The sequence below is a fragment of the Marinobacterium jannaschii DSM 6295 genome, from assembly GCF_000620085.1.
Classification (GTDB): domain Bacteria; phylum Pseudomonadota; class Gammaproteobacteria; order Pseudomonadales; family Balneatricaceae; genus Pontibacterium; species Pontibacterium jannaschii.
The window spans coordinates 176,776-193,879 of sequence record NZ_KK211064.1; the positions used below are offsets into that span (position 1 = coordinate 176,776).

General features: G+C 60.1%; 11 protein-coding genes. 3 read left to right on the forward strand and 8 right to left on the reverse strand.

All coding sequences use genetic code 11. From position 1 onward, the window contains the following. Positions 1-41: 41 nt before the first annotated feature. From Q354_RS0116725 to Q354_RS0116735, 3 genes are read right to left on the reverse strand one after another with little or no spacing between them, the layout of a single operon-like run. On the reverse strand, positions 42-1,895 hold the full coding sequence (locus Q354_RS0116725; RefSeq protein WP_027858597.1) for a hypothetical protein: 1,854 nt from the start codon (positions 1,893-1,895) through the stop codon (positions 42-44). Beyond that, entirely contained in the window at positions 1,892-3,802 is a 1,911-nt protein-coding gene (locus Q354_RS28345) for a collagen-like triple helix repeat-containing protein (protein WP_027858598.1), read from the reverse strand. The genes Q354_RS0116725 and Q354_RS28345 overlap by 4 nt, the downstream gene beginning before the upstream one ends. Positions 3,803-3,819: 17 nt before the next feature. Continuing rightward, positions 3,820-5,805: a hypothetical protein gene (locus Q354_RS0116735; RefSeq protein WP_027858599.1), complete on the reverse strand. Its 1,986-nt coding sequence runs from the start codon at positions 5,803-5,805 to the stop codon at positions 3,820-3,822. Between the two features lie 442 nt (positions 5,806-6,247). Here Q354_RS0116735 and Q354_RS0116740 point away from each other — a divergent pair, with 442 nt between their 5' ends. Then, positions 6,248-8,764 (forward strand): methyl-accepting chemotaxis protein, encoded by a 2,517-nt coding sequence (locus tag Q354_RS0116740; RefSeq protein ID WP_156948401.1) that lies wholly within the window; start codon positions 6,248-6,250, stop codon positions 8,762-8,764. 194 nt (positions 8,765-8,958) lie between these two features. Beyond that, entirely contained in the window at positions 8,959-9,303 is a 345-nt protein-coding gene (locus Q354_RS0116745; RefSeq protein ID WP_027858601.1) for a hypothetical protein, read from the forward strand. A gap of 11 nt (positions 9,304-9,314) precedes the next feature. Here Q354_RS0116745 and hrpB read toward each other — a convergent pair whose 3' ends face one another. The 5 genes from hrpB to Q354_RS0116770 all read right to left on the reverse strand — a co-directional run bounded on the left by hrpB (position 9,315) and on the right by Q354_RS0116770 (position 15,849). Next, positions 9,315-11,840 (reverse strand): ATP-dependent helicase HrpB, encoded by a 2,526-nt coding sequence (hrpB, locus tag Q354_RS0116750; protein ID WP_027858602.1) that lies wholly within the window; start codon positions 11,838-11,840, stop codon positions 9,315-9,317. A gap of 130 nt (positions 11,841-11,970) precedes the next feature. Beyond that, positions 11,971-13,908, reverse strand: a complete 1,938-nt coding sequence (locus Q354_RS0116755) for a methyl-accepting chemotaxis protein (protein WP_027858603.1) — start codon at positions 13,906-13,908, stop codon at positions 11,971-11,973. Positions 13,909-14,227: 319 nt separating this feature from the next. Continuing rightward, a complete protein-coding gene (locus Q354_RS0116760) occupies positions 14,228-14,452 on the reverse strand; it encodes a hypothetical protein (RefSeq protein ID WP_027858604.1) in 225 nt (74 codons plus the stop codon). Positions 14,453-14,815: 363 nt separating this feature from the next. Beyond that, positions 14,816-15,022, reverse strand: a complete 207-nt coding sequence (locus Q354_RS0116765; protein ID WP_027858605.1) for a cold-shock protein — start codon at positions 15,020-15,022, stop codon at positions 14,816-14,818. A 362-nt stretch (positions 15,023-15,384) separates the two neighbouring features. After that, complete coding sequence (locus tag Q354_RS0116770) at positions 15,385-15,849, reverse strand: Lrp/AsnC family transcriptional regulator (RefSeq protein WP_027858606.1); 465 nt, start codon at positions 15,847-15,849, stop codon at positions 15,385-15,387. 166 nt (positions 15,850-16,015) lie between these two features. Between Q354_RS0116770 and Q354_RS26230 the strand changes: the two genes are divergently transcribed. After that, positions 16,016-16,954 carry a DMT family transporter gene (locus Q354_RS26230; RefSeq protein WP_051560222.1) on the forward strand — a complete coding sequence of 313 codons (939 nt, stop codon included), beginning with the start codon at positions 16,016-16,018 and terminating at the stop codon, positions 16,952-16,954. Positions 16,955-17,104: the final 150 nt, after the last annotated feature.

The window sequence follows — 17,104 nt, forward strand, 5'->3', positions numbered from 1 at the left end:
GCCCTCGGGCGGATTTTTTGTTTTCAGGCCCAGCGGCTGACTTAGTGGTCGACCTTCAGGCTGACCAGCGTTTTGCGGCTGCTGCTGTCGACCCGGAACTCCCGGGATTGCTCCAGCACACCGTCGCGGTAAAGCTTCAGCTCACCGCGCGCGCCCCGGTTGCCATTGTAGTTGACCACCCAGAAGCGGTACTGTCCGGTCGGCGCAGCAGTCGGAATCGAGATATTCTCCGGGTTGCGGCCCTTAGTGTCGTCGATATCCAGCAGGCAGCTGTCAGCGCGCTTGTCGCTGTAGAAACAGTGATCACCGTCAGGGGTCTCAACGTGCAGATCCAGGTCGCCACCGCCTTTCCAGGTCAGGGTCGCCATCAGGCTGAGGCGGGCGATCTCCGCATTCAGCTGCAGGGGCGTACAGAAGGCGTCATAGCAGACCTCCAGCTCATTCTGTCCGGCCTTCATCACCACCTTGGTACTGAAAGCGCCATCGCCATTAACGCTGGCCTCCTGCTCGGCACCGTTAAAACGTACCGCGACCGTCTGGTTGGCGGCCATCCTGGCGCGGCCCTTCAGGGTAATGACCCGGCTTTTGACGCGCTGGCCGTTTTTATGGCTGCTGATGATAATCGGACTGGCGTTAACCAGTCGCTCAACGTCCGCGATGCGCTGTTTCAGCGCCGGACTGGCGCCACGGGCAGCATCTTCTTTCAAACTGGCCACCGTCTGTTTTATCTCATCGCTGAAGCCGCTGCGGCGGTCCTGACTCTGCAGCTGGGATTGCAGGCGCGCGAGGCGACGACGGTAACTGGCATCGACGTATTGCTGGCGCTGCAGGCGCCACTGCTGTTTGATATCGCTGCCGACCTCAGCGTCAAAGGCGGCAAATGCCTTGTCGATCAGCTTAATGCGGCGCACCACGTCGCTGGTGGTGACGATTGTACCCATGCTATCGCGGCTTTCGGCCCCGGCACGGGTCAGGCCGGACATCAGGCTGACCATCTGGCTATCACGTTTGGCCAGTTTTTCACGCTGGTTGATCCTGGCGTACAGCGCCGGATCTTTCTTATAGATAAAGGCGAGCAGGCGACTGGCGTTGATCCGCAGGTGCTGGATATCGAACCAGTTATTGACGATCAGGTCCTGTTTCAGCACATGGTGACGCCAGAGCATGCGCCTGAAGGCTTCCCGGGCAGTGCGCCGATCCATACGCCGGTCCTCCGGCAGTTCATACTGGCCCTCACGCAGGGGGTGTTCAAAGGGCGACAGGAAATTGCCCCAGTCCGGACTGCCGGGTACATCCCAGCCCCACTGACCAGGCCGAGCCAGAATACCCGGGTTAGGCGAATGGAAATAGGCATTGTTGCCGGCGGAGATGGCGTAGCTGTCCTCACGGTTACGCTCTGAATAAAACTCATCCGGTAACGGTGACAGGCTGTGGGTGCCGATAGAGAAGTTAAAACCGCTGAATTCGATCCGGTCGAGCACCTTCTGGCTGACATAGATATCGATCACCCCTTCACCGAAGCCGCTGCTGATATAGTCATCATCATGGTGATCGCCGAGGCTATGAATGGTGACCCGGTTGGCATAACCGGCATCGGCCTCGAAGGTCAGCTCGCGGATATGGGGGCTACGAAACTCAAACACCGTCACCGGCTCACCCATCAGGGGCCAGATTGCCCCCCGTGCCTGAAAACGGCTGTTGGCAGTGCGGGTCACCCAGACCCCACGCTTACCGTAGGTGGCACGCAGCATTTCGGCTGGCTCCTCCAGCTTGAGCTTGATCGGTCCGGTTGGCAGTGTCGGGCGCTCTTTGGCATAGGTCTGGGAGCCCGCCTGTAGCAGCAGACACAGTAGGCCTGCACAGACGCCGAGTCGGCGCAAAAGTTGGGACTTCATTGCTGTGATGCCTCAATCTGCTGGTTCAACAGCCGCTCCAGCGAGTCCAGATCGTCTCCCTCGCTGAGTGCCTCTACACCCTCCTGCAGGGCAGCATCGACCTTTTGCCAGCTGCCGGTGGCGGAGGTTTCCGGTGACAGGTGGCGTGCTTTCTCCTCAGCCAGACGTGCGGCCTTGCTGCTGTCCTCATTGCTCCGGGCCTGCTGCAGTTTCTTATCCAGTTGCTGGGTGTAGCGTTGTTCCTTGGCAATGCTGCTGGCACTGGTAAAGAGCAGGCTGCCACTGGACCCGGCGCGGGCGCTGTTGCCCGTTGCGCCTGGCTGGCCGCCGATGCCGGATTTGCCGCTACGGCCGCGATCGCCGTCGCTACCACTGCTGCCTCGACGGCCATCCGATCCACTGGCGCCGGGCCAGCCATCTATACCGCCGAAGTTGGTGTAGGGCACGGCGACACCGTTGTAGTAGCGATAGCCGTTATAGGCCGCACCACCGCGGCCACCCGGACCGCCCGCACCGCCGTCACCACCGGCACCGCCACGACCACCTGCACCCGCACTGCCACCACGGCCAGCAGAACCGGCCTTGCCGCCGGGGCCGCCGCTGCCGGGCTGTCCCGCCTGGCCGCCGGCGATATCCACCTTAACGGCACGCTTTACCTGCGCCAGCAGTTGCGGGCTGCCGCTGACCTGGATCAGCAGGCGTGCGCCATCACCGCCGTCGCCGGCGTTACCGCCACGACCGCCCTTGCCACCCTTGCCACCGCTGCCGCCCTTGCCGCCATCACCGCCGCTGCCGCCGCGACCACCATCGGTGCCGTCGCTACCGGGGCCGCCACGGCTGCCATTAGTGCCGTTGGAGCTAGCGGTGGCATTACGGCCTGGTGAGCCTCGATAGCCGTTACGGCCATCCTTGCCGTGTGAGCCGGTGCGTCCCTTGGCGCCGTCGCCGCCTTTACCGCCGCTGCCGCCTGCGCCACCGCTTCCCCCATTACCGCCATCGCCGCCATCACCGCCGCGGGCAATAATCATCAGTTCGCTATTAGGGGGAAGCAGTGCCTGCCGGGGCCTGGAATCGCTGCGGTATTGCCAGCGCAGGCGCCAGAGTCCGTTGGCACTAAACTGGGAATCGACCTGATCGATATTCACCACGACCGTGCCCAGGTCCTGGCCCGGCAAGCCATTGGCCCCGGGCTGGCCCTGTGTGCCATCGCTGCCATTACGGCCGTCGTCGCCATCATAACCACTGCGTTCGCCATCGCTGCCGGCAATGCCGCGATTGCCGGATGCCCCGGCCTGCCCGGCGTGGCCATTACTGGCCTTGGGTGCGCTGAAGTTCAGGGTGGCCGCACCGGGATAGCTGAAGTCCGGCGTCAGCACCGCTTCGGTGGTGGCCTGCAGCTGCGGTAGTTCGATGGCGACACGGATGCCTTGTTCGTTGGCGTGCAGTGAACTCATCGGCTGGCTGTTGAATTGCGCTCCGGAGAAACTGCCCTTACCGCTACGCAGGGTGAAGCTGAACTGCTGCCAGTCCAGGCCGCCGCCAGGCGCGGTGGAGAATATATTGCCGGTCTGGTCGATCAGGTAGATGGCGCTGAAGGGCCTGATCTCCGCTGCCTGGTAGACCGGGATCTCGGTGCCCGGTGAGATAACCGGCACCAGCTTGGCCACACTGGCAGGCTTGGCCGGAGCCACTTGCAGGGTGCCTGTTGCGGTTTCTGGAAGCGCTGGAAACAGCGGCTGGACCCGCAGGCTCTGGATACCCGGCAATGCCGGGATATCAGTGGCTGTAGCCTTGGGGGCCGGATGTTTCTCCGCTGTAGGCCAGAAGCGCGCTTCCTCGGCATGCAGGGGCAGCTGGGTGCCCAGCGCCAGGGAGGCGGTCAGCAGTCGAATACGGATAGAAGTCACGGGTTATCCTCCCTGAATCACTGTAGCCAGCGCGAGCGGATCGCCTGATCCACCTTGGCCTGAACGGTCGTATCGTCCTGAGCCAGCAACCGTGCCAGCCGTGCGGCGGGCAGTGCTTCGGCATCAGGCGCTGCGCGCACCTGCTGCAACAGCGGTGGCAGGAAGCGGGCGCGCTGGGTCGCATCCAGCACCTGGCTGTGTTGCTGTACCAGGCGGTCGATCAGGCTGGTGGGTAGTTGTGGTGCTTGCTGTAATACGGCGCGCTCCAGCAGCCAGGGCAATGGCGTCTGTAGCAGCAACGGGGTCATCCCCGGGCTGTCCGGGCTCAGTCCGAGCGTCAGTGCGGCCTGCGCCAGCTTACGTGGTTGCTGCTCCGGCCATTCTGTCCTCGCGTGCAGGGCCAGACTGCTCCAGGGCAGGATAACTGCTGCCCGGGGCTTGCTGCCCTGTTCGATCAGGCGATGCTGCAGCTCCAGCCAGGCCGCGGCGTTGCCCGCGTTGATGGCCGGTGACAGGCTGGCCATCAGCGGGTTGTAAAACTCCGCTGTAAAACTATCCCGATGGATCACCAGATGATCATAGAGTCGCGCGCTCCAGCCTGAATGCCACTGCTGACCCAGAACCTGGGCACAGGCCAGAGTGCGTGATGGACGGGGGGCTTCGCTGTGGCTGCTGTCACGCGGACAGATATCCTGCGGTCGCCCCTGCATCAGCAGGCTGACATTACGGATCCAGGCCTGTTGAGCCCCGCTGTTACCAGGCTCAAGGTTCAGATAGGTCCTGAGCAGCGGGCTGATCTGCTGGCGCGCCGCCGGTACTGCGATACCCAGTGCCGCAGGCTGGAAAGGGCGGTAGTTGCCAAGTTGCAGGGTGGCGAGCAGCTGGCTTTTCGCCTCTGCCGAGGTATCGGGCGCGGCCAGTTCCATCAGGCGCAGGGCGATAATCAGCCGCCCCATCGCATCATGGTCGCTGGCCTGAATGTGTTGCCCGGCTTCGCTCCGGAAGTAGGCAACCGGAAAAAAACGGCCAAGGCTGTGCTGGCGGGCGTCACTCAGGGGCAGTTGTGAGATCTGCTGGCGCAGGGCACGCAATGGCTCGCGCTGACCATGACTATCACCCTGCAGCTCGGCCAGGCGACGATTGACCAGCTGTAGCAGTGCTGAATGCTGCGAGGCATCGCTGCTGAGTTCGGGCCAGAAATTGGACAGCTGCGCTATACCCAGGAACTGCTGGTGCAGGGCGTTGCCCCAGCGGGCCTGTTCGGGCTGCTCCGACAGCGCCTGGAACGACTGCTGCCAATGGTCCAGCAGGGCGCTTGCCAGCTGGCGATGTATGTCTGGCAGCGCGATGATGGCTGGCTGCTGTTGTATCAGGGCCTGGGCGTAGGCGCTGAAATCGGCGCGTTCTAGCTGGGTGGCCGCGACACTGACCAGTGTCGCGGCGGCCTCCGGCGTTGGGATAGTGGCCAGGTTCTGCGCGGCCAGATCCCAAAGCCGCTCGCTACTACGGCGGTTGCTATTGGCTAAAAGCGTCAGCTTGGGGCCGAAGGTGGCTTTCTCATAGCGCGGCGGCTGGGCCATCAATCGACGCAGGGCCTCCACGTAGCGCTGCAGGCTCTGACCCGGAACCTGAGCTTCCTGGCCCAGATTCAGCAACTTGGCGGGATTCAGCAAACTGGCCGATAAGATGCCCCTGGCTTCGTCGGGCGCTTTCGCATCGGCCTGGGCTGCTGGCAACAGTGCTGCCTTTATATCTGGCTGAGCCAGCATCTGCGCGGCATAGTGGAGTCGCATCGCCAGGCCCTGCGGATCGCTAAGAGTCAGCGGGTCATCCTCTTGCTCCAGCAGGGCGCTGCTGTCGTCCAGGTAGGCCTGAGCGGATTGAGGTGTCAGGGCGCTGCCAGACGGCGGCTTCAGGGGGCTGGCGACACAACCGGCCAGTAGCAGGCAGAGAAGGCTGATCTGGGTCGATCGCCTAAATAGACTCACGAGCTGTTGCATCATTGCTTACTCCATTTTCGCAGTGGCATTGCTGGTAAATACAGCGATGTCTTGCCACGGATCGGGCTGGGATCATTTTAGGCAATGGGCCTGGCTTTTATCCGTTGTTTTCCTTTACTTGCAACCTTGTCGTTATTTAATCGGTATTGGTTTGGCTGTTTTCGGTCTTAAACCAACAGAAAAAATCTAAGGTAAAGCAGTCTGAAAAGTAGGGTTATTCGTGCCTGTTCTTGACTGATGATTCTAATTTATTCGTTTTTTCCCATCGATGCGATAGCACTAAAGGGCTGATTGGCGGGTTAAAGACCGTTAAGGAGAAAAACCCCGGTGCAATAAGAAATTTGTTTGGCACTTAATCAGTCAGTTGGCTATCTTTCTAAGACTATTCATTTTGATTACGGCCGGTTGCTGCCGTACCTACCGATGCAACAGGGAAGGGGATACTGTGAACGCTATAAAGCACCTATCAATTCGCAAAAAACTACTGGTAATGATGACGGCCCCCTTTCTGGCGCTGTTGATTTTTGCCGGTATGGCGATTGGCGAGCGGATGCATGATGCATCAGCAACTGCGACGCTGCACGATGAAGCGGAATACGCCGTAGCATTGGCTGCTATCGTGCATGAATCGCAGAAAGAGCGCGGCATGACCGCCGGTTTTATCGGCAGCCAGGGCACGGAGTTTGTTTCAGAGCTGCCACAGCAGCGGGTCGTCTACGATAAGGCCGTCGAGAAGTATGAAGCGCTGAAGCAGCGTTTGCCGGTCTCCGACCTGCCCACAAAATATTCCGATACCCTGACCGAAATCGAAAGCAGGATGGAGCAGCGTCACGGCATCCGCCAGCAGGTTGATCAGTTGAGTATCTCTCTGGGGGAAGCCCTGGCATTTTATACTGGCTTTAACAGCAAGGTGTTGAATGCAACCAGCCTGATGCGGGATAAGGCAGAAAGTCCGGCACTGTCTTCAGCCGTCTCAGCCTATATGAACTTTATGCTGAGTAAAGAGCGGGCGGGTATCGAACGCGCGGTGCTGACTGCGACGTTTGCGCAGGACCAGTTTACCCCGGCCAGCTTTGTTAAGTTTAATAAACTGGTTGAGGCGCAGGATAGTTACCTGAATGTTTTTGAAAGCTTCGCCTCAGAATCTCAGCTTGCCGCCTATAAAAAAGCCACGACCGACAGCAGCTATAAAGAAGTGCAACGGATGCGCGATATCGCTGTTGAGCGTGGTCTTGCCGGAGGCTTTGGTATTGAGGCCGGCTACTGGTTCAATACCATCACCGCTAAGCTGGGCCAGCTAAAACAGGTCGAGGATACCCTGGCCGGGGATCTGATGACGATGAGTGAGACGGCCCTGAATGAGGCCCGGCGGGACGAAATTATTGAGATTATTCTGCTGGTTGTGGTGATCGGTATCACGCTGTATATCTCCAAGGTGATCGTACAGGGTATTACCGGGCCGATGCAGCAGCTGCAGAATGAATTGAAACAGATTGATAGCAGCGGTGAGTTCGTGATCTCCATGGACACCGACAGTCGCGACGAAGTGGGTGATATGGTGCGCTCACTGAAAGGCTTTGTCGGCTCGGTACGTGAGACATTTACCGATGTGGGTGGCGTGGTGGAGCAGATTGCTGAGGGTAACTTTTCCGCCCGTATTCAACGTGAAATGCGGGGAGATACTGAACGCCTGAAAGACTCGGTCAACCGCAGTGCACAACAGATCTCGGGGGTAATGGACGATCTGGGTTCAGTGATGGCAGCCCTTTCTCGTGGCGACTTCAGCCGCAAGATGGATCCGGCCGTGCCGGGTGATTTCAAGCAGGTCGCTAAGTCGGTTTCGGCTACGGTCGATAGCACTCAGGAAGCGATGTCGGCGATCAGGGTGGTGATGGAGGCGATGGCCCGGGGTGACTTTACCCGCCGCATCGATGCCGAGCTGCAGGGCGAGTTCGATCAGCTGAAGCAGAACGTTAATCTGTCGCTGACCAACCTGGAAGAGGCATTCGATGAGATCAGCACCGTTGCCCTGGCGCAGGCGGAAGGTAATCTCAGCAAATCTATCGTTGGAAACTACCAGGGTGCCCTGGACGACCTGAAACAGGCGCTGAATCAGAGTGTCGAGCAGAACCGCACAACCGTACAACGGATCACCGAGTCGTCTGACGAAGTGGCCGAGAATGCGCGCAAAGTGGCTCAGGGCGGCAATGCCCTGTCCGATCGCACCCAGCAGCAGGCGGCGGCGCTGGAGCAGACCTCTGCCAGTACCGAGGAGCTGGCGGCGACGGTGAAGCAGAACGCGGATAACGCAGACAATGCCAGTCAGCTGGCGGATGTGGCGCGCCAGAATGCCGAGGAAGGCAGCGAGATCATGAAACAGGCCCAGGAGGCGATGAAAGAGATGCAGAGTTCGGCCAAGGCGATCGGTGAGATCACCGGCCTGATCGACTCTATCGCCTTCCAGACCAACCTGCTGGCACTGAATGCGGCGGTGGAAGCGGCGCGGGCCGGCGATAACGGCCGTGGCTTCGCCGTTGTGGCCAGCGAAGTACGTAACCTGGCGCAGAAATCGGCCGAGTCGGCACGTAAGATCAACGAGCTGATCGGTAACTCGGTGGCTACGGTGGAAGCGGGCAGCGCCCAGGTAAAACGCTCCAGCGAGCAGCTGGATCAGATTACCGGCAATATCAACGAAGTGGCCAGCCGGGTGACTGAGATTTCGGTCGCCTGTAATGAGCAGGCCCAGGGTATCAGCCAGCTGACTGAAGCGATCCATTCGATGGACCGTAACACCCAGAAAAACGCAGAGATGGTGGACAACACCCTGATGGCAGTAGAGGGGCTTAACGGCCTGGCAAGTGATTTGCGCGAGCAGATGTCGCACTTCCAGCTGGAAGCGGCTGGCGCTAGCTTCAGCCAGGAAGCCGAGGACAGCTACGAAGAGGATTTCGAGCCAGCCTGAGGCGCCCGCGCCCGAGGGCAGCACTTAGCTAATCTCTAGCTATACTTCATAGTATTAAGGGTCAGCTTTCATGCTGACCCTTTTTTTAGGTCGTATACCGACTTCTATGCCGGGGGCCGCACGTCGGTCTCCCGATCAACCAGCGCCGGCGGAGACTGGCCCAGGTGCACTAAGGACAATGGGAGGAGCGCGCGATGAACACCTTTTCTATTGAGTCCTGGTATAAGGCAGAGGGAGCTGAAAGCTCCGTGCCAGCCGGAATCATTCATTTCCACGTCAGTAAACGCACCCACCGCCTGCTGGAAAAGGCGGAGGAGCGATTGTCAGAACGTGCCACCGAGCGGGAGATGGATATCCCCGCCGAGATGGAGAGCCTGCGGCTGGAAACGCCGCAGGAGTACGAAGAGATTGATGACTGCCAGTTTCATGTCTATCTCAGCCCCCGGGATGGTCGCGGCCATTTCTTTCTTAAGGGGCACAGCAAGCCGGATGGCGGCCTGTTTTACTCTAATGCCATTATGGTGGACCAGCTGGGGTAACAGCCGCCGCACTAACCGCGCGGCTTAGTGCGCGCGGTGGCGATGGCGACCAGCGGGTCTTCCGGCCAGGGGTGCTTGGGATAGCGCCCCTTCATATCCTTTCTTACCTCGCTGTAGGCGTTGGCCCAGAAACTGGCCAGGTCCTGCGTCACCTGTAGCGGCCGTCTGGCCGGTGACAGCAGGTGGATCTTCAGTGCCACCTGATTCACTTTCGGCGTTTCTGTACAGCCAAACATCTCCTGCAGCTTAACCGCCAGTACCGGCGGATTCTGGCTGTAATCGATTCTTACATTGGAACCGGAAGGTACCTTTAGCCGTTCCGGTGCCAGCTGGTCGAGCTGTTGTGGCAGCGGCCAGGGCAGCATCCCCGCCAGCATCCCTTTGATATCCAGTTTTCTGAAGTGGTTCAGGTGGCTGACCTGATCCAGGTAGGGCAGCAGCCACCGCTCCAGGTTGTCGAGCAGGCCCTGATCGGACAGGTCGGGCCAGTCACTGCTGTGGTTGCGCTGCAGGTCACATTGACGCAGGAATGTGACGCGCTGGCGCCACTCTGCCAGCCCCTCGGGCCAGCTCAACAGTCCCAGGCCGCGTTTACGCACCAGCTCCAGCAGCGCCTGCTGGCGTGCCTCGGCGGAGGGCTCGGCCAGCGCCCGGGCCGTCAGGGTCAGGACGCCGGTTTTACGCTGCAGCTCGGTGGTGAGGCGGTCGCCGCTCCACTCCACCACTTCGCGCTCATGGCAGAGCGCTGCCAGCGGACCGTCAAACAGTGCCGCGGACAGGGGGGCGGCAAGAAAGATACGGTCGCTGGCATGGCCTTCACGCCCGCCCAGCTGGGCCACTGCCAGCCAGGGGTGGCGACACAGGCTGTCGCTGTTCTCCATCTCGGCGCTGCGGCCATTGCTGAGGCGGTAGCGACCGCCGCCGGACTGGCTGTCTTCATGGCGGCTACGGGCGATGCGATCGGGATAGGCGCTGGCGATCAGGAAACCGCTGCGTTCAGCCGGGGCGATAGCGCTGCGCTGGCTCCCGCTGTCTGACAGTCGCTGCAGCTGTTGCAGGTAGCCTTTGCCCTGCTGGCGCAGACGTTGTAGAAGGCCCCTGGAGCCGCCACTGCGTTCGCCGCGCAGCCACTCCAGCCGTAAGTTGATATCGGCCTGGTGCAGCTGGCTCATCGGATCGCGCTCGCTCAGCAGGGCGGCCAGATCGGCCGCTTCGCGGGCCAGTCCATACTGCCGGCCGAGCAGTAACATATGGGCTAATCGCGGATGCATCGGCAGCTGTGCCATCCGTTCGCCATGTTCGCTAAGCTGATCCGCGTCATTCATTGCCCCCAGCGTGCGCAGCAGGTCGAGCGCCTGCTGGTAGGGGGCGCTCGGTGGCGGATCAAGCCAGGCCAGCTCGCTCGGATCGTCAACGCCCCAACGCTGTAGCTGCAACGCTAAAGGCGCCAGATCGGCCTGCAGCATCTCGGCCGGAGTAAAGGCGCGTAGTTGTTCCTGCTGACCCTCGGACCAGAGGCGGTAGCAAACGCCGGGTTCCATCCGGCCGGCGCGGCCGGCACGCTGGATACTGGCGGCACGGGAGAGGCGCCTGGTTTGTAAGCGGGTCATGCCGGTATTGGGATCAAATACCGCCTGACGGCTGAGGCCGCTGTCGATCACCACCCGCACCCCCTCGATGGTCAGGCTGGTCTCGGCGATGGCAGTTGCCAGCACAATCTTTCGGCTGCCCGGTGGCGCCGGTTCGATCGCCCGGCGCTGTTCATCCAGGCTGAGGTCACCGTAGAGCGGAGTGATCAGGATCTCCGGCTGGCTGGCCAGCTGTTCTTCCAGTGCCTGCTGTAGCCGGCGGATCTCGCCCTGACCGGGCAGGAATAGCAGCAGGCTGCCGCTTTGCTCGGCCAGTGCCTGCAGGCAGGTACTGAGCATACGCCGGTCGAGATACTGGCCCGCTTCATAGGGTGCGCCATACTGGATCGAAACCGGATAGCTGCGTCCCTCGCTGCGTACCACCGGCGCCTCATTCAGCAGCGCCGCGATCGCCTGACCATCGAGGGTGGCGGACATCACCAGCAGTTTCAGCGGCTCTTCATCGCGGAACAGCTCGCGCCCCTGCAGTGCCAGTGCCAGGCCGAGGTCGGCATCCAGGCTGCGTTCGTGGAATTCATCGAAGATCAGCAGTCCCACTTCGTCGAGGCTGGGATCTGATTGCAGCATCCGCGTCAGTATCCCTTCGGTGACCACTTCGATGCGGGTGTCGGGGCCGATCCGGCTGTCCAGTCGTACCCGGTAGCCAACGGTCTCGCCGACCCTTTCGCCCAGGGTCTGCGCCATCCGCTCGGCTGCCGCACGGGCAGCGAGGCGACGAGGCTCCAGCATCAGGATCTTGCGTCCCGCCAGCCAGGGCTGGTCGAGCAGTGCCAGCGGCACCCGGGTGGTCTTACCGGCACCGGGCGGTGCTTCCAGCACGACTTCATGGCGCGAGGCCAGGGCCTGCTGCAGTGGGGAGATAATCGCTTCGATGGGCAGTTGGGACATCAGTTCAGATCCGGCACAAAGGAGAGAGTACCGATTATAACCGGCATCGGCCCCCGCGGAGGAGGTTGTGAAGGCCTGACCGCGCCGGGGCGGAAAAGACGCAGGGCCTGCGGACCCTGCGTTGCGCGGCTCAGACCCGGAACTGGCCCAGGGTCTGCTGCAGGGAGGCGGCCAGCTGTTCAAGGCGGGCGGCGACTTCGGCGTTTTGCTGTACGGCACAGGCGCTGCGGTCGGCTTCACTGCTGATCTGCTCGACATTGCGGTTGATCTCGCCGGAAACCTGGCTCTGCTGTTCCGCCATAGCGGCAATCTCGTTGGTCAGATCATACAGCGTCTGCACTGCACCGGAGATACTCTGGATTGTGGCATCGGAGTTGCTGATGGCACTGATACTGGCTTCGGCATTGTGGCTGGCATCGCTGATCACCGTAACGGCCCCGCGCACGCTGCCCTGCAGGGCTTCGATCTGGTGCTGGATATCCTCGGTCGCGCCCTGGGTCTTGCTGGCAAGATCCCGCACCTCGGCCGCCACCACGGCAAAGCCCCGGCCACTGTCGCCGGCCCGGGCGGCTTCGATGGCGGCATTCAGCGCCAGCAGGTTAGTCTGTTCAGCGATGCCGTTGATCACCTCCAGAATCTGGCTGATCTGGTCGGTCTGGTGGGCAACACCGTTGACCACCCCGGCCGCACCGCTGACCTCCTCGCTGAGCCGGGCAATATCCTGTTTAACCCCGGCCGATATCTGGCTGGCTTCATCTCCGGCCTGACGGATACGGTCGACATTCTGCAGGTTATATTGAATGCGCTCAGCCACCTGCTGGATCGTGGTAATCATCTCCAGCATCGCATGAGAGACCTGTGCCACCTCTTTATTCTGCCGCTCTACCGCCTGGCGGCTATCGGCTGAGGCCTGATGGATCAGCACGATCTGGTCGACCGTTTCGGCGGCGGCCCGGTTGGACTGCTGTACCAGCTGGCGGGTCTTGGCGACAAAGGCATTGATGCCTGCCGCCATCACTCCGATCTCATCGCGACTGTCGATATCGATCTGACGGGTCAGGTCGCCCTCGCCTTCGGCCAGTTGTTGCAGGGCGGCTGTCAGCCGGGCCAGCTTACGGGTAATACGCAGGGTCATCAGGGTGACCAGCAACAGCAGCATCAGGATGCCCAGGCCGACGGTCAGCAGGGTCAGGTCGGCGATCAGCTGGGCTGAACGGCTCTCTATCTCGGTGTGGGTCTGAGCGGCCACTTCCTCATTCAGCTGGCTGGCAGCGCTGATTGCCTGCTGCAGCAGGGCCTGGGTCTGGGCCGATTCCTTGTTGATCACCTGACCCACTTGCTGGCCACTCTCGCTGATCAGGGCCTGAAAACGTTGCTGCAGTTCCGCCGCTGCCTGCAGGGCATTACGATTGGACATACCCAGCACAAAGCGTCCGATCACCGCGCCGCGGGGATTGATCTCGATATCCACCACATAGACTTCGGGATCGCGGCCGGCGGCGTCGAGAATCTTATTCATCGAGCCGCGCCCTTTACCGCTGCGCAGCAGCTGTTTCAGCTTTTCCTTGCGGCGGTCGAGAAAGCGGGTCAGGGGTTTGCCTTCGGCATCGTAGTAGCGTGCAAACAGTACCTGGGGATTGCGGTGCAGGTCGCGTATCAGCCGGGTGAGCTCCGGTGTGTTGCCATCCCAGATCGCCACGGGTGCCGCCAGGGCCATCAGCTGAGCCAGGCTGCGGGCGCTGTCTTGCACCGCACCCACCAGTAATGTCTCGACCTGCTGTTGTTCTGCACTCAGCTGCTGTTGCAGCGATTGGCTCAGGGCCCGCTCACTGTCAGTGGATAGGCGCTGAATCGCCGCCCCGGTCTGCGCTTCGGCCTGGGACAGGCGTTCGGCCAGACGGATGCTGCCCCTGTCCAGGGTGGTACTCACCTGGCTGACCAGCTCGCTGATATTGCCCCGGGTCATAAACAGCAGGGTACTGATCTGCAGCAGGATAATGATTGTTACGGCAATAAGGATCGGACGTAGCAGGCGGCTGCTGAGAAAAGCTGGCATGTTGCTGTGCATAGGTGGGTGCCTGTCACTGAATAGCCGGAAGCCCGGGGTAGTTGAGCAGTCGGCAGAATTTGGGTGCACCTATAGTAATACTTTTGTCCTAGTCCCTGCATCGGCAAAAACACATAGAAACAAGCCCGTATTAGTGGCTAGCGGTATTGCAGGGGGCTGGAAAAAGGGGGAAAGGTTCAACGGTGAAGCCGGATTGGCCGGTTGCAGCAGAGCTGAACCAGTCGTCGCGGTGGATCGCGCGGGCGCAAAGAGAGGAGTTTGCGCGGACTGTTCAGTCTGGTTGCTGCGTCAGGTAGTAGCGTTAAGGGAACGCGGCCTGTTATTTCTGCGGGATATTACGGAAATGGCTGGCGTGATCGGTTTCCGGATAGTTTTTATCCAGCCAGCTGTGCATCGCATCGGTAGACATCAGGCCGGTCATCTTCTTCCAGCTACGGCGTTTGTGGTTTTCGGACTGGTCGAAATGTCCAAAGCAGGTCCACTGGGTGTTATGTGGGTTATTAAAACGCTGTACGCTGAGGTTATCGCTGATTGTAATTAACATAGTTTCTTCTTCTTTATAAAAATATAGTTGTTCTCTTTGCCGTATTTACAGAATTAAGTTTTATGCAGATAGTTTTTAGCCTTCAAATACGCAGGGTATTTAAATTAACATACTGCCGATGGAGTGACCCCGGGGAAGCAGGACTTACTGTTCAGGGAAAATAATCGGGTGAAACTGTTCTATGGGAGGCAAAGTCTGGCAAGGGCCAGATTTTTGCGGACTGAAACTTAATTCATGTCCGGGTGAAGCGGTTTACGTCCAGTGCGGTAATTCCGGGCAGCGTACTGCCCGGAATCAACAAACTATCTGTTGTGCTGGCACGGTCGCTAACTATGAATGCAGCGAAGCCGGATGCCGGGCAAATCAGATCAGTTTGATGTTTTCTGCCTGAGGACCGCGCTGGCCCTGAGCAACAGTAAATTCTACGCGCTGGCCTTCAGCCAGTGAGCGGAAACCGTCGCCCTGGATGGCGCTGAAGTGTGCGAACACGTCCGGGCCGGATTCCTGCTCAATGAAACCGAAACCTTTATCATCGTTGAACCATTTAACGGTGCCTGTAGAAGTAGACATAGTCATATCCTGTGTAATCAATTAGTTAGCTCTTTCTAGAGCGTGAAGCCGGAAGTCTTGCGAGAAATTATGTGATAACAGGACGAGGTACTACAGAAGGAACTTCGAAATGATAAGCATAAGAGATCGGAGATTTTCGAGCTGGTCAAAGCTTATACAGATACGCGGGGATGGTCAATCATTTTAATCATTATATTCTGATTTAATTGCCCGCAGTTATTCTATGGCTCGAGATCAGGGGTTAAAGCAATGCTTTAGCCCCTGCCGTTTTGATGCCGCTATATTTTCCGGCAGGCAGTGTCAGGGCCAATGCGCGGTTCGCGGATTAACCTGCCTTGGTGCTCATTATCAGTGATACCCGGTTATAACGGCAGCGGCGCATCCGCCTTGACTGCCCGCAGGGCGAAGTTACTTTCGATTTCGCGCACCATACTTAGTTGCTGGATCTGACGTACCCAGAGGTCATAGCCCTCAAGGTCGGCCACCACCACCTCCAGCAGGTAGTCGGCAGAACCGGAGACGGTGTGGGCGTTCACCACGGCTTCCATCTGTTGTACTGCGGCCTCAAATCCCGCCACGCTGTCGGCACTGTGGCTACGCAGCTTGACCTGCACAAATACGGTCATGGCGAGGCCGAGGCGGTTACGGTTCAGGCGCGCTTTGTAGCCCTCGATAACCGCCTCTTCCTCCAGCCGCCTCAGACGACGCAGACAGGGCGAGGGCGAGAGGTTGATCTGTTCGGCAATATCCACATTGCTGAGGCGGCCGTCACGCTGCAGCGCATCAAGGATTTTCAGATCGGTGCTGTCGAACTTTTCCTGGCTCATTTTATGTTTAGTAACCTTGAGCAATATTATGTCGATAATTGTAGATCCTGAGATATCTTATGCTAATCAGAAAGTAAAAGAGTAGATAAATAGCCCGGAAATGCCCGTCCAACCTGACCGATACTAATGCCGCTTTTAACACAGACATTATTCGGGCGGGTGGCAGATGAGCAGACAGGATGCAGAACACTACCGGGGTGAGCCGACGGGGGATATGGCCGGCTATGGCGCGATGGCATTGACGGTGCTGATCTGGGTGGCGTTCCTGTTGTCATTACGGGCCGAGGGCAACTCGGGCCTGACGCCGAGCGATCTGGCGCTGATGCGTTTTGGCACTCCGGCATTATTGCTGTTGCCGCTGCTGTGGCTGCAGCGCAAGGCACTGGCGGCCGTCAGGCTGCGGCACCTGCTGATGATCCTGCTGGGCGGCCTGCCGTTCTTTTACCTGGTGTCGCTGGGCAGCCAGTATGCTCCGGCGGCCCATGCCGGGGCACTGGTGCCGGGCACGGCACCCTTGTTTGTCACTGCTATGGCGGTGCTGGTATTCGGTGAGCCGCTGCCGCGTTATCGCCTTTGCGGACTGCTGGTGATTATGGCCGGCGTGGCCGCGCTGCTTGGCAGCAGCCTGTCCGATCTGGACAGTGGCTACTGGCGCGGCCATCTGGCGTTTCTGGCGGCGAGCCTGCTATGGGCTTTCTATACCCTGGGCCTGCGTGTCGCCGGGTTGCCGGCGATGACCGCTACCGCGCTGCTCTGTGCCGGATCGATGCTGGGGTTGCTGCTGATGCTGGGCGGCGGACTGGTACAGAGCCAGCTTTCGGCGGTGAGCTGGCAGGAGTTATGGCCCTTCTTCCTTGCCCAGGGCGTCGGCGCTGGTGTGGTGGGCGGTATCACCTATGGTATTTCGATCAACCGGCTGGGCGCGGAAAAGACCGCTGCCATCGGTTCCTTTACCCCGGCGCTGGCAGCCATCGCGGCGATACCCTTGCTGGCGGAAACACTCAGTGCCGCATCGATCGCCGGTGTGATACTGATTATGGCCGGGGTTTTCGTTGCCAGTGGGGTGGTGAAGCTTAAGGCCGGACGTCAGCCGGAGATCGCCTGAATCTCGGGCCGTCTGCTGCTGCGGGGCCTGGCTGCCGCAGGCTGTGGACAAGCTGTTACGGACTTTAAGTTGCAGCTGCAATGTTTTATTCACAGCCGGTTTGAGCCGCCTGTGGGTAACTGCAGGCGGCCGTCACTTATCCAGTCCGGC

Coding starts and splice junctions, on each gene's coding strand:
- Q354_RS0116765 (WP_027858605.1), bottom strand. CDS start 15,022: ATGTCTACTTCTACAGGCACCGTTAAATGGTTCAACGATGATAAAGGT.
- Q354_RS26230 (WP_051560222.1), top strand. CDS start 16,016: ATGAGCAGACAGGATGCAGAACACTACCGGGGTGAGCCGACGGGGGAT.
- Q354_RS0116760 (WP_027858604.1), bottom strand. CDS start 14,452: ATGTTAATTACAATCAGCGATAACCTCAGCGTACAGCGTTTTAATAAC.
- hrpB (WP_027858602.1), bottom strand. CDS start 11,840: ATGTCCCAACTGCCCATCGAAGCGATTATCTCCCCACTGCAGCAGGCC.
- Q354_RS0116745 (WP_027858601.1), top strand. CDS start 8,959: ATGAACACCTTTTCTATTGAGTCCTGGTATAAGGCAGAGGGAGCTGAA.
- Q354_RS0116735 (WP_027858599.1), bottom strand. CDS start 5,805: ATGATGCAACAGCTCGTGAGTCTATTTAGGCGATCGACCCAGATCAGC.
- Q354_RS0116770 (WP_027858606.1), bottom strand. CDS start 15,849: ATGAGCCAGGAAAAGTTCGACAGCACCGATCTGAAAATCCTTGATGCG.
- Q354_RS0116725 (WP_027858597.1), bottom strand. CDS start 1,895: ATGAAGTCCCAACTTTTGCGCCGACTCGGCGTCTGTGCAGGCCTACTG.
- Q354_RS0116755 (WP_027858603.1), bottom strand. CDS start 13,908: ATGCACAGCAACATGCCAGCTTTTCTCAGCAGCCGCCTGCTACGTCCG.